The organism is Streptomyces sp. NPDC088766, assembly GCF_044750845.1.
Classification (GTDB): Bacteria; Actinomycetota; Actinomycetes; order Streptomycetales; family Streptomycetaceae; genus Streptomyces.
Genome location: NZ_JBIVKQ010000008.1, coordinates 151,695 through 176,149 on the forward strand (window position 1 = coordinate 151,695; position 24,455 = coordinate 176,149).

At 73.4% G+C, this 24,455-nt stretch carries 18 protein-coding genes; 9 read left to right on the plus strand and 9 right to left on the minus strand.

Annotation, left to right across the window (positions count from 1 at the left end; translation table 11 throughout):
• Nucleotides 1–231 precede the first annotated feature (231 nt).
• Together ACIP5W_RS13905 and ACIP5W_RS13910 are read left to right on the plus strand one after the other, a co-directional pair.
• Entirely contained in the window at nucleotides 232–2,679 is a 2,448-nt protein-coding gene (locus tag ACIP5W_RS13905) for a glycoside hydrolase family 2 protein (protein ID WP_401471610.1), read from the plus strand.
• Nucleotides 2,676–3,713, plus strand: a complete 1,038-nt coding sequence (locus tag ACIP5W_RS13910; protein WP_401471613.1) for a LacI family DNA-binding transcriptional regulator — start codon at nucleotides 2,676–2,678, stop codon at nucleotides 3,711–3,713. The genes ACIP5W_RS13905 and ACIP5W_RS13910 overlap by 4 nt, the downstream gene beginning before the upstream one ends.
• 66 nt (nucleotides 3,714–3,779) lie before the next feature.
• Here ACIP5W_RS13910 and ACIP5W_RS13915 read toward each other — a convergent pair whose 3' ends face one another.
• Entirely contained in the window at nucleotides 3,780–5,126 is a 1,347-nt protein-coding gene (locus ACIP5W_RS13915; protein ID WP_401471616.1) for a cellulase family glycosylhydrolase, read from the minus strand.
• Nucleotides 5,127–6,156: 1,030 nt separating this feature from the next.
• Here ACIP5W_RS13915 and ACIP5W_RS13920 point away from each other — a divergent pair.
• From ACIP5W_RS13920 to ACIP5W_RS13930, 3 genes are all read left to right on the plus strand, one after another.
• Nucleotides 6,157–6,459 (plus strand): ArsR/SmtB family transcription factor, encoded by a 303-nt coding sequence (locus tag ACIP5W_RS13920; protein WP_401471619.1) that lies wholly within the window; start codon nucleotides 6,157–6,159, stop codon nucleotides 6,457–6,459.
• Complete coding sequence (locus ACIP5W_RS13925) at nucleotides 6,456–6,848, plus strand: VOC family protein (RefSeq protein WP_401471622.1); 393 nt, start codon at nucleotides 6,456–6,458, stop codon at nucleotides 6,846–6,848. The genes ACIP5W_RS13920 and ACIP5W_RS13925 overlap by 4 nt, the downstream gene beginning before the upstream one ends.
• 861 nt (nucleotides 6,849–7,709) lie before the next feature.
• Nucleotides 7,710–8,201 carry a hemerythrin domain-containing protein gene (locus ACIP5W_RS13930; protein WP_401471625.1) on the plus strand — a complete coding sequence of 164 codons (492 nt, stop codon included), beginning with the start codon at nucleotides 7,710–7,712 and terminating at the stop codon, nucleotides 8,199–8,201.
• A gap of 255 nt (nucleotides 8,202–8,456) precedes the next feature.
• Here ACIP5W_RS13930 and ACIP5W_RS13935 read toward each other — a convergent pair whose 3' ends face one another.
• Entirely contained in the window at nucleotides 8,457–10,796 is a 2,340-nt protein-coding gene (locus ACIP5W_RS13935) for a heavy metal translocating P-type ATPase (RefSeq protein WP_401471628.1), read from the minus strand.
• A 197-nt stretch (nucleotides 10,797–10,993) separates the two neighbouring features.
• Here ACIP5W_RS13935 and ACIP5W_RS13940 point away from each other — a divergent pair, with 197 nt between their 5' ends.
• Nucleotides 10,994–11,551 (plus strand): CGNR zinc finger domain-containing protein, encoded by a 558-nt coding sequence (locus tag ACIP5W_RS13940; protein ID WP_401471631.1) that lies wholly within the window; start codon nucleotides 10,994–10,996, stop codon nucleotides 11,549–11,551.
• 73 nt (nucleotides 11,552–11,624) lie between these two features.
• Nucleotides 11,625–12,356, plus strand: coding sequence for a hypothetical protein (locus ACIP5W_RS13945; protein WP_401471634.1), 732 nt, complete (start codon nucleotides 11,625–11,627; stop codon nucleotides 12,354–12,356).
• 70 nt (nucleotides 12,357–12,426) lie between these two features.
• Here ACIP5W_RS13945 and ACIP5W_RS13950 read toward each other — a convergent pair whose 3' ends face one another.
• The 4 genes from ACIP5W_RS13950 to ACIP5W_RS13965 form a co-directional block, all read right to left on the minus strand.
• Nucleotides 12,427–13,092 (minus strand): DUF4389 domain-containing protein, encoded by a 666-nt coding sequence (locus tag ACIP5W_RS13950; RefSeq protein ID WP_401471637.1) that lies wholly within the window; start codon nucleotides 13,090–13,092, stop codon nucleotides 12,427–12,429.
• Nucleotides 13,093–13,256: 164 nt separating this feature from the next.
• On the minus strand, nucleotides 13,257–13,913 hold the full coding sequence (locus ACIP5W_RS13955) for a potassium channel family protein (protein WP_401471640.1): 657 nt from the start codon (nucleotides 13,911–13,913) through the stop codon (nucleotides 13,257–13,259).
• Complete coding sequence (locus ACIP5W_RS13960) at nucleotides 13,910–14,569, minus strand: potassium channel family protein (protein WP_401471643.1); 660 nt, start codon at nucleotides 14,567–14,569, stop codon at nucleotides 13,910–13,912. The genes ACIP5W_RS13955 and ACIP5W_RS13960 overlap by 4 nt, the downstream gene beginning before the upstream one ends.
• Nucleotides 14,566–17,265, minus strand: coding sequence for a cation-translocating P-type ATPase (locus ACIP5W_RS13965; RefSeq protein ID WP_401471646.1), 2,700 nt, complete (start codon nucleotides 17,263–17,265; stop codon nucleotides 14,566–14,568). Before ACIP5W_RS13965 ends, ACIP5W_RS13960 begins: the two co-directional genes overlap by 4 nt.
• Before the next feature lie 923 nt (nucleotides 17,266–18,188).
• Between ACIP5W_RS13965 and ACIP5W_RS13970 the strand changes: the two genes are divergently transcribed.
• Both ACIP5W_RS13970 and ACIP5W_RS13975 read left to right on the plus strand, forming a co-directional pair.
• Nucleotides 18,189–19,028: an endonuclease/exonuclease/phosphatase family protein gene (locus tag ACIP5W_RS13970; RefSeq protein WP_401471937.1), complete on the plus strand. Its 840-nt coding sequence runs from the start codon at nucleotides 18,189–18,191 to the stop codon at nucleotides 19,026–19,028.
• A 757-nt stretch (nucleotides 19,029–19,785) separates the two neighbouring features.
• The gene (locus ACIP5W_RS13975; protein WP_401471649.1) at nucleotides 19,786–20,382 is read left to right on the plus strand and encodes a LuxR C-terminal-related transcriptional regulator; all 597 of its coding nucleotides are present in this window, start codon (nucleotides 19,786–19,788) and stop codon (nucleotides 20,380–20,382) included.
• A 44-nt stretch (nucleotides 20,383–20,426) separates the two neighbouring features.
• Here the strand turns inward: ACIP5W_RS13975 and ACIP5W_RS13980 are convergent, their stop codons facing one another.
• From ACIP5W_RS13980 to ACIP5W_RS13990, 3 genes are all read right to left on the minus strand, one after another.
• Nucleotides 20,427–22,298, minus strand: coding sequence for an ATP-binding cassette domain-containing protein (locus tag ACIP5W_RS13980; RefSeq protein ID WP_401471652.1), 1,872 nt, complete (start codon nucleotides 22,296–22,298; stop codon nucleotides 20,427–20,429).
• Nucleotides 22,295–24,133, minus strand: coding sequence for an ATP-binding cassette domain-containing protein (locus ACIP5W_RS13985; protein ID WP_401471940.1), 1,839 nt, complete (start codon nucleotides 24,131–24,133; stop codon nucleotides 22,295–22,297). Before ACIP5W_RS13985 ends, ACIP5W_RS13980 begins: the two co-directional genes overlap by 4 nt.
• A gap of 166 nt (nucleotides 24,134–24,299) precedes the next feature.
• On the minus strand, nucleotides 24,300–24,428 hold the full coding sequence (locus tag ACIP5W_RS13990) for a SapB/AmfS family lanthipeptide (RefSeq protein WP_006130296.1): 129 nt from the start codon (nucleotides 24,426–24,428) through the stop codon (nucleotides 24,300–24,302).
• Nucleotides 24,429–24,455 lie beyond the last annotated feature (27 nt).

Sequence of the window (24,455 nt, forward strand, 5' to 3'; positions counted from 1 at the left end):
GGTGGGATGTGGGCACTATGGCAGTCGCCGATTAACCGGTAAAGCTGGGATTTCCCGCACGATACGCAATCGTTACCGTGGGTCGCGTGCGGCCGATGCTGACGTGCACTGAGTCACGGGAAGGGATCACGGAGGGAACTAGACCGGTTTATGGACAGTCGTTGATCAGCGGGCTAGGTTGTCGGCCGTTGTCCCTCCACCGGGGCCTGAGTCAGGCGATTGGAGCCGCACATGAAGGACGTCACCCAGCTCACGGAAGGCTGGAGCCTGCGCCACGGACAGGAACTGCTGGAGGCCACGGTGCCCGGCTGCGTCCACACCGATCTGCTGGCCGCCGGCGTCATCCCCGACCCGTTCGTCGGACTCAACGAGACGGAGGTCGCCTGGGTCGGCCGCCGAGCCTGGACCTACGTCCGCGATCTCGCGGACCTCACGCACGACAGCGCGCACGAGCGCACCGACCTGGTCCTCGACGGCCTCGACACGGCCGCGCACCTCACCCTCGGCGGCCGTCCGGTCGGCACGACCCGCAACATGCACCGCCGTTACCGGTTCGACGTCACCGGCCGCACCGGGCCGCTGGAGATCCGCTTCGCCTCCGCCTACGACGAGGCCGCGGCCGTCCGCGCCGTCACCGGGGAGCGGCCCAACGTCTACCCGGAGCCGTCGCAGTACATCCGCAAGATGGCCTGCAGCTTCGGCTGGGACTGGGGTCCCACGCTGGTGACCGCCGGCATCTGGCGGCCCGTGCGACTCGAGCACTGGTCCACCGCCCGCATCGCCGGCGTACGCCCGCTCGTCACCGTGGACGAGGGCACCGGCCGGGTGGAGGTGCGGCTGGAGGTCGAACGCACCGCGCAGGGGCGCGGGCGCACGCTGCGCGCCGAGGCCCGGCTGGCCGGCGCCCGCGCCGAGGCCGTCCTGACCTGCGACGAGGCGGTACTGCACCTGGAGGTGCCCGGCGCGCGCCTGTGGTGGCCCCGCGGATACGGCGAACAGCCCCTGTACGACCTCCACCTCGCCCTGAGCGACGACGAGGGCGGTCCGCTGGACACCTGGCACCGCCGGATCGGCTTCCGCACGGTCGAACTCGACCGCTCGGCCGACGAGCACGGCACCGGCTTCACCCTCGTCGTCAACGGCGTGCGGATCTTCGCCCGCGGTGTCAACTGGATCCCCGACGACGCCCTCCCCTCCCGGATCACCCCGGAGCGCTACCGGACCCGGCTCACCCAGGCCGCCGAGGCCAACGTCGACCTGGTGCGGGTCTGGGGCGGCGGCATCTACGAGGACGACGCCTTCTACGACGCCTGCGACGAACTGGGCCTGATGGTCTGGCAGGACTTCCTCTTCGCCTGTTCCGCCTACCCTGAGGAACAGCCGCTGCGCGGCGAGGTGGAGGCGGAGGCGCGCGACAACGTTGTCCGGCTCATGCCGCATCCCTCCCTGGTCCTGTGGAACGGCAACAACGAGAACCTGTGGGGCTTTCGCGACTGGGGCTGGGAGGACGCGCTCGCCGGCGACTCCTGGGGCGAGGGCTACTACCTCGGCCTGCTGCCCCGCGTCGTGGCCGAACTCGACCCGACCCGCCCCTACACCGCCGGCAGCCCCTGGTCCGGTTCCTGGGACCACCACCCCAACGACCCCGCCCACGGCACCCACCACTCCTGGGAGGTGTGGAACCGCCAGGACTACACCGAGTACCGGGCGAGCGTCCCCCGGTTCGTGGCGGAGTTCGGCTGGCAGGCACCACCCGCGCAGGCCACCCTGCGGCGCGCCCTGCCCGGCGAGCGGCTCGCCCCCGACTCCCCGGGCATGCTCCACCACCAGAAGGCCGAGGACGGCAACGGCAAGCTCGACCGCGGTGTCGCACGCCACTTCCCGCTGCCCGAGGGCGACTTCGACCGCTGGCACTACCTGACCCAGCTCGTGCAGGCCCGGGCGGTCGCGGCGGGCATCGAACACTGGCGCTCGCACTGGCCCGTCTGCGCGGGCACCATCGTCTGGCAGCTCAACGACTGCTGGCCCGTCACCTCCTGGGCCGCCGTCGACAGCGACGGCCGCCCCAAGCCCCTCCACCACGAGCTGCGCCGGGTCTACGCCGACCGGCTCCTGACCCTGCAGCCCGGCACCGACGGCCCGGTGCTCGCCGCGGTCAACCAGGCCGCCGAGCCCTGGCCGACGGCGGTCACGCTGCGCCGGTGGCGGGCGGACGGAACCCTGATCCACGAGAGCGTCCTCGACGTGACCGTCGGGCCCCGCTCGGTCGTCCGGCTCGCGGTGCCCCGCGACCTCGTCCCGGACGCGCAGTCGGCGAAGGAGTTCCTGGTCGCCGACGCGGGGGCGTCTCCCCGCCCGGGCGAGGGCGAGAGCGGGGAAGGACTGCGCGCCCTGCACTTCCCGGTCGCCGACAAGGACTTCGCCTACCCGCGGCCCGTCTACGACGTCAGCGTGGAACCCGTTCCCGGACAGCGGGATAGAGTCGACGTCGTGGTGAGCGCCCGTACCCTCGTCCGAGACCTCCTGCTCCAGGCAGACCGGCTCGGCCCGGCCGCCGTCGGCGACCGGGGCCTTGAGACCCTGCTGCCCGGCGAACACGTGCGGATCCGGGTCACCGGCTGCGACAGCGTCGACGTACAGGATGTCCGGGCCGCACTGCACTGCGTGGACGTGACGTGAACAGCTCGACGGACCGGGTCACCATCAAGGACGTCGCCGCCCGGGCCGGGGTGTCCAAGGGCGCGGTGTCGCTGGCGTTCAACCACAAGCCCGGCGTCTCCGCGGCCACCCGCGAGCGGATCTTCGAGGCGGCCCGGGAACTGGGCTGGGCCCCCAGCGCCACCGCGCGCAGCCTGTCCAACCAGCGGGTGGACGTCGTCGGGCTCGCGCTGTGCCGGCCCGCCCGGCTGCTCGGCCTCGAGCCGTTCTACATGGAGTTCATCTCCGGCATCGAGAGCGTCCTGGCGGAGCGGTCGTGCTCGCTGCTGCTGCGGCTGGTGCGCGACCTCGACGAGGAGATCGCCGTCTACAAGGCGTGGTGGAGCGGCCGGATGATTGCCGGGGCGATCCTGGTGGACCTCCGCGAGGACGATCCCCGGCTGCCCGCCCTCAAGGGGGCCGGGCTGCCCGCCGTGGCCGTCGGCCACCCCTCCCTCACCGGTCCGTTCCCGGCTGTGTGGACCGACGACGCCTCCGCGGTCGGCGAGGCCGTCCGCTACCTGGCGGCGCTCGGCCACCGCAGGATCGCCCGCGTCGGCGGCCCGGCCGACCTCGGCCACAGCGCCATCCGCACGCGGGCGTTCGCGTCCACCATGAGTGAACTCGGGCTGGAGGAGGCCCGGCAGATCGCCACGGGCTTCGACGAGAAGGAGGGTGCCCGCGCCACCCGCTCGTTGCTGCTCGCCGCCGACCGGCCCACCGCCATCGTCTACGACAACGACATCATGGCGGTCGCGGGCGCGGGCGTCGCCGCCGAAATGGGCTTCACCGTCCCCGACGACCTGTCGCTGGTCGCCTGGGACGACTCCCAGCTGTGCCGCATCACCCACCCGACGCTGTCGGCGATGAGCCACGACGTGCACCACTTCGGAGCGGAGGTGGCGCGGATCCTGTTCGACGTGATCAACGGAACGCGGACCGGTCCGCACCAGGCGCCGACGCCCACGCTGACACCACGGGGCTCCACCGCCCGGGCGCCCAGGACCGGTGAATAGTGCGGTGAACGCGCGCAGGGCCGCTCCGCCGAGGGAAGCGACCCTGCGCCTGCCGGCCTGCGGCCGTCAACTCGTCGTGCAGGTGCTGCCGTTGAGGGTGAAGGACGCGGGAACGCCGTTGGTCCCCACGGTGGAGGAGCCGTTGAAGCCGAAGCTCACCGTGCCGCCGGCCGGAATCGTCTCCGTCCAGGACTCGTTGGCGGCCTGCACCTGGCGCCCCTGCTGAGTCGCCCGGGCGTTCCAGGCGTGGCCGAGCCTCTGCTCGCCCGGGAAGGCGAAGTCGAGCCGCCAGCCCTTCACGGCCGTGGCGGCGGTGTTGCGTATGGTCACGTCCGCGTTGAACGAGTTGCCCCAGTCGCTGAGCCGGTAGGTGACCGCACAGCTTCCCCCGGTGGAACCGTCGTCCGGGACGGAGCCGAAGACGCCGGACTCGCGCGCGGTCTGCTTGGTGCCGTTGGTGCCGTCGAAGATGCGGCGACCCCAGTCGGTGAGCCGGGAGGCGTCGAAGCCGGTGGCCATGTCGAGGTACTCGACGCCGCCGCCGTTGCCGCTCCAGGACCACCCCAGATACCCGACGCCGAGTCGCTGGGCGGCGGCCATGACGGCGTCCTCGTCCGGGTTGCCGTCCGAGTGGTTGTTGCCGAATTCACCCACCACAATGGGCAGCTTCTGCGATGTGAACCGGTTCAGGTAGTCGTTCACCTCGGCGGCGGTGTCGAAGACGCCGTACATGTGGATCGAGAAGACCGTGTTGCGGTCGGGGTCGGCCGCGAAGACCTTCCCGGCGTTGTCCCGCATGGTGAAGGACCAGTCCTGGCCCCAGTTGGGCGCGTCGACCATGAGGGTGTGGTCGAAACCGGCGTCACGCATGCGCGCGATCGCGTTCTGCGTGTCCGAGGTCCACGCCCCGTAGCCGGAATTGCCGTACGGCTCGTTCCCGAGGTTCAGGACGACGTACTTCTCCTGGCCCCGCAGTACGTCCCGGATGCCGATCCAGTAGTCCACGGCGCGGGCGAGGGACGCCGCCCCGGCCTGCTCGCCGTAGCCGGTGGTGTCGTGCGCCTCCAGGACGCAGATCAGACGGTTCCGCCTGCACTCGGTGATGACGGCGGCCACGTCGGCGGCGGTGTTCCTGGTCCAGCGGTCCCCCGTGGCGAGGACCACGCGCACCGAGTTGGCGCCCAGCGCCTTGACGTCCTTCAGCGCCTGGGGCGTCCGGGCGGGGTACCAGGTGTGGGCGTGGTTGACGCCGCGCAGGACGAAATCGTTGCCGTTCGCGTCCAGCAGGCGGCCGTCACCGACGTGGAACCCCGCCACCGCCTGCGTCTCCGCCTGTGCCGGGGACGGGGCGGCCAGTAGCGAGGCCGCGACGGCCAGCAACGCTCCCGCCGCGGTGGCCAGTCCTCTTCTCATTGCTGCTCCCAAGGTTGTCACGGGCGCGGACACGCGTGCTCGCCGTTCCTGGCCGTGCCCGGGCCGGGAAAGGGGTGCCTCGTGCCTGCCGGGAATCCCGCTGCCCGGGTCTGGCGTGCGACTCGCACCGGGCAGCGGGACGTCGGACGACCGCGACGGACCACCACACGTTTCCCGTGGTCAGGAAAGAAACGAATGGCGGGGATGACCCTCCCGTCGGCGGTCGTGAGAGAGGCTAGAAGGAGAATCGGCGCACAGACAACCATTCGAGCAAAACCGGTTAAGTTTAGTTGCGGTTAAGTGCTCGGGAGGGAAAACGTTGCGGGCCGCAACGGCGTCCCCGCGTCCCGCGGGCGTTCCCTCTCCCGCCGCGGACACGGATCTCCTCGCCCGGCGACGCGTGGGGTGCCGGGCTCCCCGTGCGGTGCGGTGACATGCGCAAGTCCCTCGAGGAGGAACCTGGTTGCCCGTTCCTTCCTGTACCCTCCCGGCCGGAGCCATCGAGTCCGACACCCGGTTCGGGCCGACTGCGGGACGCGGGTGCGGTCACTCGGCTCACGCCGCCCCACGGACTGGAGAACACCATGCCCCGATGGGTCGTCCTGCGCGCCGAAGGTGAGGCGGAGGCCTGGCGCCACACGGTTCACCGGGAGTTCGAGGGAACGGAGGCCGAAGCCCTGGCCGTGATGCTTCACCTGGCCGACACCTTCTCGGAGGCGTCGACCGCATCAGGGCGCCGACGCCAGAGGAGACAGGTCTTCCGTGTCTCCGAACGCGCCTGCTTCGTGCGCGTCCAGAACCGGATGTCTTGCCGTGAGGCTCATTTCACCCTCGCCGAGCTCGTGGCCGACACGCATGACGACGACCTCCCTGACGTCGTGGGCGGTCGGCGGAGTCCGGGGCGGTGACGAAGTGCCGCCGCTCGTCCCGGGCGGACGCGCGCAGGCGGCGCGGGTGCGGCGGGGGGCAACCCCTGCCCGTTGCCCGCTCCGACTTGATAGGCAAGTGATTGCTTGCCTATGCTGGGGTGGTGGCCGACGACGTTTTCAAAGCTCTGGCCGACCCCACCCGGCGTGCCATCCTCGACGAGCTCACGGAGAAGTCCGGGCAGACCCTGTTCGAGATCTGCTCGCGCCTGACCATGAAGCACCAGCTGGGCATCTCACGCCAGGGCGTGTCCCAGCACCTCGCCGTGCTGGAGGCCGCCGGGCTCGTCGGGACCAGGCGGGAGGGCCGCTACAAGTTCCATGACCTGAACACGACGCCGCTGCGGCAGATCGCCGAGCGCTGGCTCGTGCCCGACCCCTCCGGACCGCAGGAGAGCACCCCGTGAAGATCCATCTCACCAGCGTCTTCGTCGACGACCAGACCAAGGCCGAGCGCTTCTACACCGAGGTCCTCGGCTTCGTGAAGAAGTACGACGTCCCGTTGGGCGGGAACGCCCGGTGGCTGACCGTCGTCTCGCCCGACGAGCCGGACGGCACCGAACTGCTCCTGGAGCCCGCCGGTCATCCGGCCGTCAAGCCCTACCGCGATGCGCTCGTCGGTGACGGCATCCCGCTCGCCCAGTTCGCCGTCGACGACGTGACGGCGGAGTACGAGCGCCTGCGCGACCTCGGCGTCCGCTTCACCCAGGAGCCCCTGGAGACGGGCCCCGTCACCACCGCCGTGTTCGACGACACCTGCGGCAACCTGATCCAGATCGCGACCAGGCCGCAGTAGCCGGCCGGTTCCCGGGACGGAGGGGGACGGTCCGGTCGGTCGTTGCAGGTTCCCCGGTCCGAAGAAAAGGCTCCATCCGGGTGGGGACCGAGCGGGTACGGCAACGGCCGGACCCGCTCGGACCCCACACGCCTTCGGGATCGTCCATTCGACCAGGTCGCGTCCCTCCACGCTCACGCTGCAGATCACCCGGTGGGGGCGGGTGCCCCGTTCGACGGAGTACGTGATCTTTCCGCGCAGGCAGGTGCCCGGCTGCACCGCGGCGCCGTCGGCGGAGTACTCCGGCTTCGGCACCCCGAGCCGCTGAGGCCGGGGGAGTCCAGGCGGGTGTCATCGGCGAAGCCCAGAGCCCACGGGGCCTGCGAGACCATCACGGTGGTGCTCTTGTCGTCGGCGCACACCTTCACCTCGAGGACGGCCCGCACGGGATCGGGGAAGTCGGCGGCCGTGTCGGGCAGGTCGACGTCCTCGGCAGGCTGGGCGTACCCGACGACGGTGGTGGTGCCGCTGACGGGGCTGCCGTCCGTGTCGATGTCGCTCCAGTGGCGGCCCGTACCGATCGCGAGCGGCCCGGTCCCGGCCGAGGCCGAGGCCGCAGGAGTGGGCGTGGGAGTGGGCGTGGGCGTGCGCGCTCCGGGCGGCCGGAGACGGCCACCGCGTCGAGCGGCCCTCCCACGCCGGTCCGCGGAAGCCGGACGTCGTCGAGCGTGGCCTCGTCCCGCCGGCTCGGGGCGGGACCGTCCGCTGTTCCCGCGCCCCGACGCGGAGCCGGGAACGTCGCGGAGCCGGGAACACTGAAGTCGCCGGGCGGGGGTAGCCGGTTCCGGCAAGGTTCCCCCGCACGAAAGAGAAGCCCCTTCCATGGCCGAGACACGAGACGTCGTCGAACTCATCCTCCGGGACCACCGCAGGATGGAGGACCTCTTCCGCCTGATGCGCAGCGTCGAGGCCGACCGGGCCGCCGCCCTGCGCGAGTTCGCCGATCTGCTGATCGCGCACGCGCTGGCCGAGGAGGCGAAGGTGTATCCCGCCCTCAAGCGCTACCAGAAGATCGACGACGAGGAGGTCGAGCACGGCGAGGAGGAGCACGAGGAGGGCAACAAGGCGCTCCTCGAACTCCTGGAGGTCGAGCAGGTCGGCTCCGAGGAGTGGGACGAGAAGCTGGAAGCACTGGTGGAGGCGGTCACCCACCACGCCGACGAGGAGGAGCGGACGATTCTCAACGGCGCACGCGAGAACGTCGCCATGGAGCGTCGGCAGGAGCTGGGGGAGGCCTTCCTGGCGGAGCGCGAGCGTCAGTTGAAGGCGGGCTGCGGCACGCTGGACAACGTCCGCGCTGTCGTCGGCTCCTGACCGTCCCCTCGCCGTGGTGTTCCCGGGTCGGGTCAGGTCCTCCCGACCCGACCCGACCCGACCCGACCCGACCCGGGGCGGCCGCGGGCGAAACCGGCCCGTTCCCGACGTGGTGCGGCCGGTCGGGAGCGGGCGGCCGCTGCGCCGCCGGGGGCCTTCGGGCCACGTCCACCGACGGATCCGGCACGGGGGACACCGACGCCGGCGACGCAGGTCCGGGCGGCCGGGTGCGCTCGCCCGGACCCGGGCGCGTTCTCACGGGGCCAGCGAGAAGTAGTTCTCCTCCTCCTGCGTGAAGTGCAGGCGCAGGACGGTGTTCAGCCCGTACAGGCTGGAGCGCAGGTCGTCCAGCTGGCCGGGGGTGAGGCCGCCGTCGGCGTGCGCCAGGCGCAGATGGGTGGCGATGCGGCGGGAGAGACGTTCGATCTCGGCGTGGGCGCGGCTCATGGTGGCGGTGGCCTCGGGGCCGCCGAGGGCGGGGGCCAGGGCGGGGTAGAGCTGGTGTTCTTCGGCGTACTCGTGGGGCAGCAGCCGTTCGGTGAGCAGCCGGTGGGTCTCCTCGACGGCCGCGAGGGCCTTGGGGCCGGGGTCTTCGGAGAGCTGGTCGGCGGCGTCGCGCACGGCTTCGAGGACGTCCTGGAGGTCGTCGTGCTCCGCCGCGAAGCGGTGGATGAGCGCCTCGGCGGTCGGCGTCAGGGCCGGTCGCGCGGACCGGTCGACGCGCAGCGCGCGCAGGGCGTTGAGGATGACCGCGACGTCGATGCCCTCCTGGAGCAGCGCGCCGGCGGCGGGCGGGAGCAGGCCGAAGGCGGCCACGCCCATGGCGGCGAGCGACATCAGCATGCCGCCCAGCGCGCTCTGCACGGCGATGCGCCGGGCTCGTACGGCGATGGAGACGGCGTCGGCCAGACGGTCGACGCGGTCCGAGGTCAGGACGATGTCGGCCGCCTCGGAGGAGGCGGTGGAGCCGCGAGCCCCCATGGCCACGCCGATGTCGGCGGCGGCGAGGGCGGGTGCGTCGTTGACGCCGTCGCCCACCATCACGGTGACCGCGCGTTCGCGTTCGGCGCGCACGACGGCGACCTTGCCGGCCGGGCTGAGCCCGGCGCGCACGTCGTCGAGGCCGAGGACGGTGGCGACCTCCTGGGCGGGTTCGGCGCGGTCGCCGGTGAGCATCAGCAGCCGTTCGATGCCCGCCGCCCGCAGGTGGCGCAGGGTGCGGGGCGCGTCGGGCCGGACCGGGTCGCGCAGCAGGACGGCGCCGGCCGGTTGTCCGTCGACGGTCAGCCAGGCGACGGCCGCGCCGTCGAGGAGGGCGCGGTTGTCGACGGCGCGGGCCCACGCAGGCTTCAGGTCCGAGGCGTCGAGACGGCCGATGTAGACCCGGTGCCCCTCGACCGTGCCCGAGGCGCCGCGTCCGGGCTCCTCCCCGACGTCCGCCGGAACCGACAGTTCCAGCTTGCGTTCCCGGGCCGTGTCGACGATGGCGTGGGCGAGGACGTGCGGCGAGTACTGGTCGAGGGACGCCGCCAGGCGGAGCACCTCCGCGGGCTTGCCGCCGGGCGCGGCGGTCACGTCCAGGACCCGGGGGCGGCCGCCGGTGAGGGTTCCGGTCTTGTCCAGCAGCAGGGTGCGGGCGCGGCCCAGGTTCTCCAGGGCGCCGCCGTCGCGGATGACCACGCCGAGGCGGGAGGCGCGGGAGAGACCGGAGACGATCGCGACCGGCGCGGCCAGCAGCAGGGGGCACGGGGTGGCGACCACCAGCACCGCCACCGCCCGTACGGCGGATCCGCTGATCAGCCAGGCGAGTGCCGCCACCACCAGGGACAGGGGCAGGAACCAGGCCGCGTAACGGTCGGCGAGCCGCACCACGGGCGCGGACTCCGCCCCGGCCTGCCGGGCCAGGCGCACGATGCCCGCGTAGGTGCTGTCCTGCTCGGTCGCGGTCGCCCGCAGTTCGAAGGCACCGCCCGCGTTGACCACACCGCTGCGGACCGTCTCGCCCCGCGGCCGTTCGACCTGGAGGGGCTCACCGGTGAGCACCGACTCGTCCAGGACGGCGGCGTCGCTCTCCACCCTGCCGTCCACGGGGACCACTTCGCCGGGACCCACGACGAGCAGGTCGCCGACACCGACCTCGGCCAGCGCCACCGTGTCCACGCCGGCGTCCGTCCGCCGGCGCGCCGATCGCGGCGCGTGTTCCAGCAGGGCGCGCAGGTCGTGGGAGGCGCGCCGCTGGGCGGCGGCTTCGAGGGTGCGGCCGGTCGCGAGCATCAGCGCGATCAGGGCCCCGGCCAGGTACTCGCCCACGGCCAGGGTGCCGCCCAGGGCCAGCACGGCGATCAGGTCGACGCCGGCGCGCCCGTGCCGCAGCGCGGCCACCACCCACCCCACCGCGGGTATGACGGCGGACACCGTCCCCAGGGCCCAGAGCAGGTCCGCGAGACCGTCGGCGCCGACGAGCCGGGCGATGCCACCGGCCGTCAGAGCCCCCGCCGTGACGGCCAGCAGCACCGGTTCCCACCGGAGGGACAAGACGGCGCCCGTCAGGCGGCGCAGCCGTCCGGTGAGGGTGGGGCTGGTGGAGTCGTCCATGGCACACCTCGTCCGGCCGTCGCGGCAGCCGCCTTTGGCCCCGTCCCTTCCATCACACCGCGCCGACCGGCGTTCCTCCAGCGGACGTAAGGCCCTGATGCGTGGGCCGTACGGCGGTCCGCGCGGGCGCCGGTCAGGTCACGGCCCTCCTCACCGCGCCTCTTGCATCCCGATCCGTCACCGCTCAAAATGGTGACATGATGCACGCTTTCCCCGGAGGTGCCCCCGCGCTCGACTTCGCGGGAACGCTGCGTTACCGGCACCGCTCTGCGCCCCGTGAGGACCTTTCCTCACCCGAGAGCCTCAGCGTCTGGTTTTGCGAGAGCGGGATCGCGGAGCACGAGATCCCCTGCGAGGCCACGGATCTCCGTGCGGCCCTGGCGCTCCGCGAGGCCGTTCACCAGCTGATCCTGGCGCGGATGGCCGGTGCCGCCTACGACCGCGACGCGCTGGCGCTCGTGAACGCGTACGCCCGCAGGCCCACCCCCGTTCCGCAGCTCAGCGCGACAGGGCGTCATGTCGAAGCCTCCCTCGAGCAGGCGTTCGCCGCCGTCGCCCGGGACGCCGTCGCGGTGCTCGGCGGGCCGGACGCCTCGCTGCTCAAGGAGTGCGGCAATCCCGAGTGCTCGCAGGTCTACATCGACAGGTCCCGGGGGGCGCGGCGCGAATGGTGCGCCATGGATCCGTGCGGCAACAAGATCAAGGCGGCGGCCTATCGTGCCCGCAAGCGGATGAGCGGGCAGAGGACGGGCTGAACGCCCTCGCCGCGGTCACCCTGATGGACGCGGCCCCCGCGCAGGTGCGCGAGGGCCGCCACAGACTGCCTGCATGTCCGAGGACGAGACGCGGCGTACCCCTGCGGACCCACTGCTGCGGGTGATCGACAACCTGGCGCGGTTCCACCGGGAGCACGAGGAGTACTACTCACAGGCTCCGCTGCGGCAGGCCGCGGAGCTCCAGGCGCGCTCCCGCGCGCTGAAGTCGCTGGCCGACCGGTGGAGCGAGGCCGAGGCCGGTGAGCGGACGTCGGCGATCGGATTCGCCGGCGCCGAGGACCTGAACGCCCCGGGGCTCGTCGCGGAGTCGGGGATCCTCTTCATGGAAGGGGAGGACGAGCCCGCGGAACTCCGGAGACTGAAGAGGGAAGTCGGCACGATCGCCGACGACACCGAGCAGGGCGGTGCCTGGCTGGCCCGGGCGATGGAGCAGGCCTGGGAGATCGCGGGAAGCCTGGCCGCCTACCCGGCGCTGGCCGACCTGCTGGGGGAGCGGCACCGGATCATCGCCGACGACTGGCAGTCGGCGGGGCTGCAGACCCTGGTCGCGCGGCTGCTGCGCCGCGCCCTCGACCTGCTGGCCCGGGTCGACTTCTCTCCGGCGGCGCTCAGGGCCGACCTGGAGGGCGAGCGCGAGGCCCCCCGCTACCTGTACGCGGCTTCCGAACTGTTCGACCGGGCGGCCGACCTCATGGCGGAGTCGGCGATGCTCGTGCACGGCAACGAGAGGCGCTGGCGCGTGTTCCGCGCCCGGGTCCGCGAACTGCGATCCGAGCACGGATGAGCGGCCGTGCGGGCGGCGCCGGAGGGGAGGAGGCGCCGGAGGGGAGGAGGCGCCCCTCCGGGGGCGGCGATCAGGCCCGCTCTTCGGCGGCCGGCGTTTCCGAGCCGCCCATGTCCAGACGGAACGGCGGGTACGCGTCCGTCATCAGCGCGGCGTAGGCAAAGACGCGCAGCACCCACCGGTTGAGGCCGATGACCAGGTCGAACAGGTCCTTCGGATACTTCTCGGTGAAGGCCAGGACCACGACCGCGACGAGTGTCAGCACGCCGATCAGCCCGCTCGACCACCAGCCGAGGTGCGCGCCGCCGACGAGGAAGCCGATGACCAGGTAGTGCGGGATCGCCAGCAGCCACCACTTCACCAGCACCAGGCCGCGGGAGAGCCGCTCGGGGTAGGCGATGTCCAGCCGGGCCGGGTAGTCCGCTTCCTCGCCCAGGCTGAACGGGGGGTACCGGTCCGTGCCCAGCGCGTCGTACGCGTAGAAGGCCACCCGCCAGTTCCAGCGCAGCACCCCCAGGTTGAAGTCGAACAGGGCGCGGGGGTAGCGCTCGGTGAACAGGATGGCGAAGAACGCGATCACCGTCACCACGCAGAAGGCGATCCAGAGGAAGAAGAGCACCACGTAGTGCGGAACGGCGAGTATCCACTTCACGAGCCACAGCCATCGCGACAGCGGCGCGTCGACACGGGCGTTCACCCGGACCGGGCGGTCCGGGGACGCGGCCAGGTGTGTCATGGCGATCAGCTCCTTCACTCCGGCGTTTCGGTGAGTCGCCGGATTGGGCTCATGACAAGCCTGGCCGCTTCGGCGCGACGCCGCGAGGGCGGTCCGGCCCTTTCCGGGGACCTGTCGGCCCACGCGACCGCCGCTCTCGACATCCCGTGCGGGGCCCGCGGCCGTCACTGGAACGCGGCGTGGATCTCCTGCTCGGTGGCGGTGTGGGAGACCAGGAGGAGTTCGTCGCCGGCCCGGAGGGTGAAGGCCGGGGTGGGGACGGTGGGCTGCCCGTCGCGGATGACGGTGGCGATCACCGTGCCGTCGGGCAGCGGCACCTCGGCGAGGGTGCGGCCCGCGGTGCGGGACCGCGGCGTGATCACGGTCTCGATGACGTCGACGCCCGCCTTGCTCAGCCGCAGGAGTGCCACGGTGTCCGTGGCGCCGGTGGCCTCCTCGATCAGGGAGATCAGCGGGGTCGCGGCGGGCACGACGACGTCGACTCCCCAGCGCTGGTCGAACAGCCAGGTGTTGTCGGCGTCGTTGACGCGCGCCGCGACCCGGTCCACGGCGAACTGGCGCTTGGCGAGCAGGCTGATGACCAGGTTGTCCTCGTCGGCGCCGGTGGTGGCGACGACGAGGTCGGCGGTGAGGGCACCCGCGTGTTCCAGGAGGCCGGGCTCGCAGGCGTCTCCGGCGACCAGACGGAGCGGGAGGCGGCCCGCCAGCTCGGCGATGCGGTCGTCGTCGGAGTCGATCAACGTCACCTCGTTGTGGGCGGCGGCGAGCACCTGGGCGATCTGGGTCCCGAGCCGTCCGGCCCCGGCGATGATCACGTTCATGTGCCCAGCTCCTTGTCCAGGAAGCCGCGCAGTCTGCCCAGCGCGGTGGTGGCGACGGCGAAGGTGACCAGATCACCCGGGCGCGCGGTGGTGCTGTGGGAGGGGACCATGGAGTGGCCGCCACGAGTGACCTCGACGACGCGGATCTCGCCGTCGACGTCGAACTCGGCCAGCCGCCGTCCGCTCAGATAGGCCGGCAGTTCGGAGCGGTGGAGCAGGGTCTCGCCGTTGCCGAAGCTGATGTCGGGGGAGAGATGGCGGTGCAGCAGCATCCGGTGGATGCGGTGCACGGTCCAGCGGACACTGGCGATGGTGGGGATGCCGAGCTCGCGGTAGATGTCGGCGCGGCGGGGGTCGTAGATGCGGGCGAGGACGTTCGGCACCCGGTACGTCTCCTTCGCCGTCCGTGCGCTGACGATGTTGCTGTTGTCCCCGGAGGTCACGGCCACGAGGGCGTCGGCGTGCTCGACGCCGGCCGCCTCCAGCACGGCCCGGCTGTAGCCGTTGCCCTCGTGGAAGTGGATGTGGGAGCTGTCGGGCAGCCACCGGGCCGCCTTGGGGCACCGGTCGACGACGTGCACGTCGTGCCCCTCGGCGGCGAGCTGGACGGCCAGCGTGGAACCGACTCGTCCGCAGCCCACGATGATCACTCTCATCGGTCCACCTCTTTCCCGGCGACGCGGTGGTGACGACGCAGCCACCCCTTGCGGAGCTCGTCCGCCAGCAGCGGCAGCACTCCCAGTCCGGCCAGGACCGCCCAGTCCCCGGCGGCCAGCGGCGCGGTGTTGAAGACCGCCTGCAGCAGGGGGACGTAGCTGATCGCGGCCATGAAGGCGATTCCGACGAAGCCGGCGCCCAGCAGCGCGGGGTTCGACAGCAGTCCGGCCTTCAGGACACTCTCGCGGTCGGTCCGTACCGCCTGCGCGTTGAAGAACTGGCTGACCACGATCCCGGCCTGGACCATGGTGATCGCCTCCCGGTAGACCGGATCGTCCTTGGTGAACTCGTCGAACGGGATGCCCGCGGAGTGGATGTGCCAGAAGAACACGGCGCACACGCCGAGAGCCTGGATGCCGCCGAGGAACAAGATCCGTCCCACCACCGCCGCCGAGAACAGCGGCTCGCGCCGGGAGCGCGGGGGGCGGTCCATCACGTCCGGCTCCGGCGGTTCCGCGCCCAGCGCGAGGGCCGGAAGCACATCCGAACCCAGGTCGATCGCCAGGATCTGCACCGCGCTGATGGGTACCAGCGGGAACCCGGCCAACGTCGCGGCCAGGATCGGGACCAGCTCGCTGATGTTGTGGCTGAAGAGGTACACGAAGAACTTGCGGATGTTCTGATAAACCGTCCTGCCCAGCCGCACCGCCGTGGCGATGGAGGCGAACGAGTCGTCCAGCAGCACCATCGAGGCCGCCTCCCGGGCCACGTCCGTGCCCGAGGCACCCATCGCCACCCCGATGTCGCCGTGCTTCAGGGCCGGTGCGTCGTTCGCGCCGTCCCCGGTGACCGCCACCACCTCACCCCGCCGCTGGAAGGCGGTGACCACCCGCATCTTGTGCTCCGGGCTGACCCGGCACAGCAGCAGCTCCGACGGCTCGGCCAGCAGCGCGTCCAGCGCGTCCTCGTCGAGGGTGTCGAGCCGGGCGCCGGTCACCACCACGGGATCCGGCCCGAGCACGATGCCCACCCGGCGGGCGACCGCCTCGGCGGTCAGCGGATGGTCGCCGGTGACCATGACGATGCGGATACCGGCCCGGCGGCAGGCCCCGACCGCGTCCGTGACCTCGGGCCGCGGCGGGTCCAGCATGCCGACCAGACCGAGCAGCGTCAGCCCGGACTCCGCCTCCTCCTGCGCGGGGTGGGGGCCGGCCACCTCGCGCCGTGCCGCCGCCAGCACCCGTAGTCCCTGGGACGCGAGGTCGTCACCCGCGGCGACGACGGCGGCGCGCGTCTCCTCGGTCAGGGGCCGGCGCTCGCCCTTCCACTCGACGGCGGTGCAGCGGGCCAGCAGCTCCGAGGGAGCTCCCTTGACGTACGCGTGGTGATCCGCACCGCTGCGGTGCACCGTCGTCATCAGCTTGCGCTCGGAGTCGAAGGGGAACTCCGTCACACGGGGCGTGGCCGCCTCCGCGGCGTCCAGGTCGACCCCGGCCTTGGCCGCCGCGACCAGCAGCGCTCCCTCGGTGGTGTCGCCGAGCACCCTCCAGTGCCGCAGATCCGCCGGCGGGACCAGCCGGGCGTTGCAGCACAGCCCCGCCACGCGCAGCAGTTCCCGCACGGGCGCCGGATTCTCCACCTCGCCGACGGGCGCGTAACCCACGCCCGACACCGAGTGCAGCGAGCCGTCGGCCCACACCTTGCTGACGGTCATCTCCGCCTGCGTGAGCGTGCCGGTCTTGTCGGTGCAGATCACGGTCGTCGAGCCGAGCGCCTCCACCGCGAGCAGCCGCTTGACCAGCGCGTGCCGCCGCGCCATGCGCCGCACGCCGATCGCCAGCGACACCGAGAGCGTCGCGGGCAGCCCTTCGGGAACCAGCGCGACCATGACACCGAGCGCGAAGACGAACGAGGACACCACGGACTCGCCGGTGGGCAGCCGGACGGCGAACAGCAGGGCGCCGATCGCCAGGGCCGCCCCCGCCACCCGGCGGGCCATCGAGGCCACCTGCCGCTGCAGCGGCGTCTTCTGCCGCGGCGCCGCCGCGGCCAGGCGGTAGATCTTCCCGAACTCCGTTCTCGCGCCGGTGGCGAAGACGACGGCCCTGCCCGACCCGGCGACCACCTCCGTACCCATGAACAGGCAGTTGCGGGCCTCCAGCGGCGGTCCGGCCGACACCGGTTCGGCCGTACGGCCGACCGCGTTGCTCTCCCCGGTCAGCGGAGCGTTGTTCACGGACAGCTCGTGTGCCTCGACGATCCGGCAGTCGGCCGACACCGCGTCCCCGGCCTCCACCCACACCACGTCCCCCGGCACCAGCTCGCGCACCGGCAGCTCCAGCCGCTCCCCGTCGCGCAGCGCCCGGCAGGCGTGCGGCACCATCGCCTGCAGCGACTCCGCCGTACGCTCCGCCGAGTACTCCTGGGCGAAACCGATGACGGCGTTGAGCACCACCACGCCCAGGATGGCGAAGGCCAGCTGCAAGGTGCCCGGGTCACGGGGCTGTCCCAGCCCGTACGCGACGAAGGTGATCCCCGACGCGACGAGCAGCACGATCGCGAACAGGTCCGTGAACTGCGCCGCCAGCTGCCGCCACACCCGGGTGCGGCCCGAGCGGGGCAGCTCGTTGGCGCCGTACCGGTCCAGTCGTGTGCGTGCCTCGGCCGCCGAAAGCCCCCGCGGCGAGGTGTCCAACGTGGTGAAGACGTCCCCGGCACGCAGCTCCTGAACGGCCGGCGCCCCACCCGGACCGGCTGACGGGCCGGTCCGGGCACCGGGCCCCGTGAGGTCCGCCCCGACGTTCATCAGCCCCGCCCGTGGAGCGAGACCCGCGGGGCCGCGGAACCGTCCGGCGGACACCGTCCGGCTGTGGCGCACGTGCTGGTGAATGTCTCCATCGTGGGCTCCTGGGTTCCTGGACGCTCACAAAGCGTGCCGGCGGGTACCGGCCCCGTCGCGGGGGTGACGACCACCTCCCCGTCCTTGGCCCCGCCCGCCGCGGCGGCCAGGGCCGTCCGGGCCTTGAAGGCGGGCCCGTCGTCGCGACACCGCCGGCTCCGGGCCGTGAACCAGGGCCTGTCGTCGCGGCACCGCCGACACCCCCATGAGCGTCCGCTGCCGTCCGAGCCCGGCACGGCCGGCTCCGGGCGGTCCCGCGCCACGGTCGTCCCTGTCACCAGCCTGAGGGCCTGCGGCGTTCGGCGCCACGGCACCGGGTCCGGTTCCCCGGCAGGTGCGCGAGCGGTTCGCCGGCGCGGGCGCCGGCCGCGGCGCGGAGGGTGCGCACGACTCCGGCCGGTGCACGACCGGGACCGTCTTCGGGCCTTCCACGGCCCCGCGCCCCGGTGCACCACGCCCACCGCCCGTACGCCCACGACCGGCCGCGGTACCCGGCGCCGGCTTCGGCTTCCCGGGCCCGGACGCGGCCGTCGAGCGCGGACACCCCCTACCGGGACGCGGTGGCGCCGTCCCGGGCGGCCGGACGACGCCCCGCTGCCCAGCCGGCTCAGGAGGGACCAGCACGTGTTGCCGGCCGTCCCGTCCCGTAATCTCGTCGCCGGGGGCGTCTGTTGCCGTGTGCGCCCCACAGCGAGGAGGCGAGGGTGTCCGGAAGGCGCATGCCGTTGCTCGCGGGTGCCGCGATCCTGGCCCTGGTCTGCGTGGCGCTCGTCGGCCGCAGTGCGCCGGGCGATGACCTCTCCGGCAGATCACTGCCCGCCGACGCCGCCGGGGACGTCGTACCGAACCGCGTCATGACGTGGAACCTCTGCAACCCCTGCGACACGGGCGCCGCCGACCGGGCGGCGCAGATCGCCGCGTACGCGCCCCAGGTCGTCGGGCTGCAGGAAGCGTGTGTGCGTGACGTCGAGAAGATCCGGGACCACCTGGAGAACCTCTACGGGCTCGTCTACCACGTCGCGTACGGGACGGTCCTGCGGAACTGGGGCCGCTGCGGCGGAATGCCCTGGAGTCCCGGAGGCTACGGCCAGGCAGTGCTCTCGGCGGCCCCGATGACCGACCTGGTCGAGGTGGAGTACCCCGACGGCGGATCCGAGGACCGCGGGTACATGGCGGTCACCACCACGGTCGGCGGCCGGACCGTCCGGGTCTTCAACACCCACCTCGCCGAACGACGCCAGGAAGCGGTCCGGGCGGAGCAGGCCGCGGTGCTCGCCGCGGAAGTCGCCCGTCACGACCGCGCGATAGTCCTCGGCGACTTCAACGCGGTGCCGGACGCTCCCGAACTCGGCCGGATGTGGGCACTGGCCGAGGACGCGGACCCCCGGTGCCGTCCCTCGTCCGCCGGCACCTGCGAGCCGACCACCGACTGGCACAGCAAGTTCGACTACGTCTTCCTGCGCGGCATCACCCCGCTCGCGCACCGCGTGCGATCCACCCCGTACTCGGACCACCACCTGTTCCACGCCGACCTGGGCCCTGTCCGGAACCCGGTCTGAGGCCCGCCGGGCGGACCGAAGGCCTGTCCGGGAGCGCATCGCCAAAGCGGCCAGGACCAGCAAGGAACGGGTCTACGCCTACTTCCGCAGCAAGGAAGCCCTCCACCGGTTCATCGCCGAGCAGGAGTTGGCCGCGGTCTCCGAAGCGACCCGCACGGACGTCACCTGCCTGCCCGAGGCGGCCGTCGTCGCGGCCGTCCAGCGCCTCTTCCCCGCTGCCGGCCCCGGCACCCGCGCGGCGGACGGGGCGCAACCGCACGCACCGGGCAGAGGGAGCCGCTGATCCGCGAAGCGCCTCCTCGAGAACTCACTCCGCGCGGCAGCGGCGGCAGGGGAGCCGTCCGGTGGGGCCGAGGGTTTCGCGTCAGATCGGAAGAGAACTGTTTCCGGCCGGGCTCCGGGCGGTGCCGCACCACTGTCCGTCACCTCTCGTCCGGCGGGGTACGGCCGCTCCGCGGGGCGGTCCGCCGTCGTGGCCAGGGGGGCGAGGACGGCGAAGGGGGCGCGCCGGCCCGCCGTCCGGGCCTCCGGGGGGTGGTCCCCGTCGGCGGCCGGAGCGTGTCTCCGCCGTTTTCGCCCGCGCGGGCAGCGGTTTCGCGCTCCCTTCCGTGCGCCGGAAGCGGCGGATTGCATCCGGTGCGCCCCCACCCGGCTCCTGTGCCGTGTTCCCCCGGGGCGGATCAGGGCACATGGCCCTGGTGTGCGAGCGGCGCGGCCGGCCGCCCCACGGAAGAGCCGCTGACAGGGGATGGGGGAGATGGTCCGTATCCGCGTGGTGCACGAAGAGGAATTACTGCGCTCGGCGTTGGTGGAACTGCTGAGATCCGACGACACGCTGGAGGTCTCGGCCATGTCCCCCCACGCCGACGCCAGGGACGACGAGGTGCTGCCGACGGACGTGTGCGTCGTGGACGGCGAGTGCCTCCAGGGGCCGGGGGAGGCGCGTGACGCGCCGTTCCGGGCGCGGCAGGGGGACCTGCTCGTCGTCCTGACGACACCCAGGCGTCCGGGCGTCCTGCGCAGGGCGTTCGACGCCGGCGCACTCGGTCTGGTGGACAAGAACGCCCCGGCCCAGCGGTTGATCACGGCGGTGCACACGGTGGCCAAGGGGGAGCGCTTCCTCGACGCCGCCCTCACCGTGGCCCTGCTCGAAGGCGCGGTCATGCCCCTGACCGCCCGTGAACTGAGCGTGCTCTCCCTGGCGGCCGAGGGGACGCCGATGGCCGAGATAGCAGCCCGTCTGCACCTGTCCAGGGGGACCGTCCGCAACTACATGGCGACGGCGATCCGCAAGGTCGGCGCCCGCAACCGGGTCGACGCGATCCGCATCGTCCAGGACGCCGGCTGGACCTGAGGAACCGCGCGGTGCCCCACCCGCGCCCGTCCGGCGTCCCGCGTTCAGGCCTCCCGGCCGGGACCGCCGTTCCAGTGGCCCGTCAGGTCGCGGTAGAGGGCCGAACGGGCCAGCACCTCCTCGTGCCCGCCGCACACCGCCGCCACGCCGTCCAGCACCAGCACCCGATCGGCGCGGACGGCCGACGACAGGCGGTGCGCCACCACCAGCAGCGTCCCCGGCCGCCGTGCGAGGGCCTCCTCCGCCCGGGCCTCGGACGCGGGGTCCAGATGGCAGGTGGCCTCGTCGAGCAGCAGCAGGGGTGCGGGCGACAGGTACGCGCGCGCCAGCGCGACCGACTGCCTTTCGGCCGGGGAGAGTTCGCCGGGCCGCACGGTGCCGTCGAGTCCGCCCAGACGATCGACCAGCGACCTCAGGCCGAGCGCCCGGACGGCTGCGTCGAGATCCGTCCGGCCCGCGTCCGGACGCAGATACGCCAGGTTGTCGCCCACGGTGCCGGAGAAGACGTACGCCTCCTGGGGCACCAGCGTGCGCAGTGCGGCGAGTTCGAGGGCGGCGCGCCCGGTCACCCGGCGTCCCGCCACCCGCACCTCACCGCCGCTGGGCGCGAGCGTCCCCGCGACCAGGCGGGTGAGCGTCGACTTGCCGATGCCGCTCGGTCCGACGACGGCGAGGTGCTCACCCGGCGCTACGCGCAGGTCCAGCGCGTCGAGGACCGGCTCGGCGCGGACGCCGTAGGACAGGGTCACGGACCGCAGCTCCACCGCCGCGGCCGGCCCGTCGTCCGCGGGGGGACGCGAGCGCGCGCGAGGGCGGTGGCCGCCGGGCGCCGGGGCGGCGGTGGCTGTACCGGCGGCCGGGGGCGGCCCTGCCGGGTGTGCCGGCGCCGGCCGCGTGCGGTCCGCGGCCGCCGGCGAGGGCGCTGGACCGGCGATGCGGTCCAGGACGACCAGCAGCCGGGAGCCCGCCGCACCGAGCGCGGTCATCAGCGTGTGCAGGGCGGGCAGCAGCGACTGGACGAGATAGGTGAACGCGCCCAGCAGCGCGCCCGCCGTCACCCCGCGACCGCGTAGCCACGGAACCGCCACCAGCAAGGCCAGGACGGGCAGCTGGCCCGCGATGCCGAGCGCCGCCGTGCGCACCGCCGCCCAGCCGGCCAGGACACGGGATGCGGCGGCGGCATCGGCGACCAGGTCCGCGCCGCGCCGTGCCGTCCCGGGGCCGGTCCCGCAGGCCGTCAGATCGCGCAGCGCCGCCCGGGCGCGGGCCGCGTGGTCGCCCAGCGCCTCGTCGGCCGCCAGGGCGTGCCGTTGAGCCGCCGCCATGGGCCGCAGCGTGGCCAGGAACAGGGCCAGGCCGCCGATCAGCGGCGGCAGGACCACCACGATCAGGGCCGGGTGCAGGGACAGCAGTCCGAGCAGCGCTCCGGCGGCGGTGAAGAGGAACGAACGCAGGGTGAGGACCAGGCCGGCGAAGCTGTCCCGGGCGATCTCGGCCTGGTTCGTCAGCCGGGAGACGGCCGCCCGGTCCGCCCCGCCGGGCCCGTCCAGGGCCTGCTCCATGGCCCGGTCGACGGCACGCCTGACCAGGCCGTCGCGCAGCGGCTCCGTGAGCCCGGCCAACTGGGCGAAGACACCCCGGATCACCGGAGCACCCAACAGCACCGCGACCACGGCGACCGCGAGCCACAGCAGCCCCTTGCGGGTGTCGCCGGCGAGGAACCCCTGGTCGACGGAGTGGGCGACGCCGTAGCCCACCAGGAAGGCCTGCCCCGCCTCCGCCAGTGACCAGAGGGCGAGCCGCGCGAGGACCCCTCTGCGGCGGGCGAGGAAGCGTCGGGCCGGCGGTGCGATCCGGCGCAGGGCCCCGGACCCGTCGTCCGCGCGGTGGGCGCGGTCGTCGCCGGCACGGCTCACGGCCGCGCCTCTTCGGGTTCGGGCAGCCGCGCGGACCCCGCTGCGGGCGCGGGGGCCTCGCGGCCGCCGGTGCCGTCGCTGCTGCCGTGGCGTTCGTCGCCGCCCGTGCCGTCGACGCGGCCTGCGTCGCCGAGGCCGAAGACCGCCCGGTAGTCGGCCTCGTGCCACAGGTCGCGGTGCGGCGCGACCGCCCGCACCCTTCCGTCCTCCAGCCAGATCACCAGGTCCGCCCGGCCGGCGACCGACGGGCGGTGCGCGACGACCAGCCGGGTCCCGGGCCGCGGCGACCGGCGCAGCGCCCGGTCCACCTCGTGCTCCGTGGCGGTGTCCAGGCTGGACGTCGCGTCGTCCATGATCAGGAGCCGTCCGGCGTGCGCGAACGCCCTTGCCAGTCCCAGGCGTTGGTGCTCGCCGCCCGACAGCGGCGCAGCGGGCAGCGGGGTGTCGTAACCGTGCGGCAGCCGGCGTACGAAGCCGTCGGCGCCGGCGGCCCGGGCGGCCTGCCGTACCTGTTCGCGGGAGACGGGGCGTGGCCCGGTGGCGACCGCTTCGGCGACCGTCCCCTCTCCCAGCGCCGGACGCTCGAAGGCGTAGGAGACCTCGGTGCGCAGCGCCTCGCGGTCCAGCCGGTCGAGGCGGACGCCGTCCAGCAGCACCTGTCCCTCGTCGGGGTCGATCAGCCGCCCCGCCACGGCCGCCAGCACGGACTTCCCCGCTCCGCCGCGGCCGACCACCGCGGCGGTGGTGCCGCCCGGTATCCGCACGCCGTCGGCGCGCAGCACCTGTCTGCCGTCGCGCACCACGCGCACACCGCGCAGTTCGAGAGCGCCCCGGCCCTCCGGCGGCAAGGTGCGTGTTCCGTAGGCCAGCGCGGGCAGCCGTTCCAGCTCCAGGGTCCGCTCCCGCGCCCGGCGGCCCCGTACGACCGTGCCCAGCAGCGACGCGGCACCGCCGACGCCGGCCGTCAGCTGTGCGTACCGGCAGACGGCGAGCAGGCCGCCCACGCTCAGGGCGCCCGACGCGAGCCGCAGGCCCCCGACGGCCGTGGCGGCCAGGACCAGCAGCGGCACCAGGACGCCGCTCCTGCCCAGCGCCCGTCCGTGCAGTGCCCACATGCGTCGGCCCAGGGCCGCGAGTTCCCCCAACGGCGCGAGCACCCGCTCGCGTTCCCGGGCGCCGGTCCCCGCGGCGGCGATCGTCGCGGTGCCCTCCAGCGCTTCCAGCAGCCGGGACGCGATCTGTGACTGGGTGCGCTGGTAGGCGGCCACCGACGCACCGGTGTCACGGGCGAACGCCCGCAGCACCAGCACCAGGGCGGGCAGCCCGGCCAGTACGCACGCCGCCACCCATGCGTCGACGACGGCCAGCGCGGCGAGCGCGCCCACCGGGGTGACCAGCGAGGCCGCCAGCGCCGCGCGGGCCGCCGGGGCGCCGCCCGCGTCGGCGGCGTTGAGGGTCAGGCGGGTGCCGACGTCCCCCGGGGTGTGGCCTCGTGCGCGGTCCGGTACGGCGCCCAGCAGTCCGGCGAAGGCGCGCGAACGGATGGCAGCCGTCCAGCCGGCGTTGCAGCGGACGGTGAACAGCGCGGTGAGGCTGTCCAGCAGTATCTCGCCGACGAGCAGTGCGGCGCTGAGCGCCGGCCAGTGCCCCGCGTCACCGCCGCGCAGCAGAAGATCGAGGGTGCGGCCGAGCACGAAGGGCTGGGCCACCGCCGCCACCGCCGCCCCGGCCGAGGAGAGCAGCACCAGCAGTTCGGGCGTGCGGCCCGGCCCGCCGCCGTCGGCCCCGTCGTCCGCCGTGGGCACCTGCCGTGCCCGTGGCCCGGTCGTCACCACCACCCCACCAGCCCCTTCCCCTCCGTCCCTCTGCCGGGACACCGCTCACGCACGCGGTGGAGCGTGTGGCGGAGGTGTCCGTGCACGCGGGCACCGGTGCCCCGGGCGAGGGCCCGGGGCACCGGTGCCGAGCGTCACCGCGTCATCGCGGCGGTCGGCCCGGGCGTCAGTTACAGGTCGTGACGCTGAGGCTGCTGTCGCCGCAGAGCAGCAGGCTCGCGCGGCTGCCGGTCTCGACGTCCCCCATGGCCTCTTCCTTGGGGGTCTCCATCGACTGCAGGTCGAACAGGTTCATGACATCTTCCCTTCGTACGGCAACGGG

Bases quoted from the DNA above. Each gene is read 5' to 3' on its own strand.
- ACIP5W_RS13975 (WP_401471649.1), top strand. From the start codon at position 19,786: ATGGTCCGTATCCGCGTGGTGCACGAAGAGGAATTACTGCGCTCGGCG.
- ACIP5W_RS13915 (WP_401471616.1), bottom strand. From the start codon at position 5,126: ATGAGAAGAGGACTGGCCACCGCGGCGGGAGCGTTGCTGGCCGTCGCG.
- ACIP5W_RS13960 (WP_401471643.1), bottom strand. From the start codon at position 14,569: ATGAGAGTGATCATCGTGGGCTGCGGACGAGTCGGTTCCACGCTGGCC.
- ACIP5W_RS13945 (WP_401471634.1), top strand. From the start codon at position 11,625: ATGTCCGAGGACGAGACGCGGCGTACCCCTGCGGACCCACTGCTGCGG.
- ACIP5W_RS13990 (WP_006130296.1), bottom strand. From the start codon at position 24,428: ATGAACCTGTTCGACCTGCAGTCGATGGAGACCCCCAAGGAAGAGGCC.
- ACIP5W_RS13935 (WP_401471628.1), bottom strand. From the start codon at position 10,796: ATGGACGACTCCACCAGCCCCACCCTCACCGGACGGCTGCGCCGCCTG.
- ACIP5W_RS13940 (WP_401471631.1), top strand. From the start codon at position 10,994: ATGATGCACGCTTTCCCCGGAGGTGCCCCCGCGCTCGACTTCGCGGGA.
- ACIP5W_RS13970 (WP_401471937.1), top strand. From the start codon at position 18,189: ATGCCGTTGCTCGCGGGTGCCGCGATCCTGGCCCTGGTCTGCGTGGCG.
- ACIP5W_RS13955 (WP_401471640.1), bottom strand. From the start codon at position 13,913: ATGAACGTGATCATCGCCGGGGCCGGACGGCTCGGGACCCAGATCGCC.
- ACIP5W_RS13930 (WP_401471625.1), top strand. From the start codon at position 7,710: ATGGCCGAGACACGAGACGTCGTCGAACTCATCCTCCGGGACCACCGC.
- ACIP5W_RS13950 (WP_401471637.1), bottom strand. From the start codon at position 13,092: ATGACACACCTGGCCGCGTCCCCGGACCGCCCGGTCCGGGTGAACGCC.
- ACIP5W_RS13905 (WP_401471610.1), top strand. From the start codon at position 232: ATGAAGGACGTCACCCAGCTCACGGAAGGCTGGAGCCTGCGCCACGGA.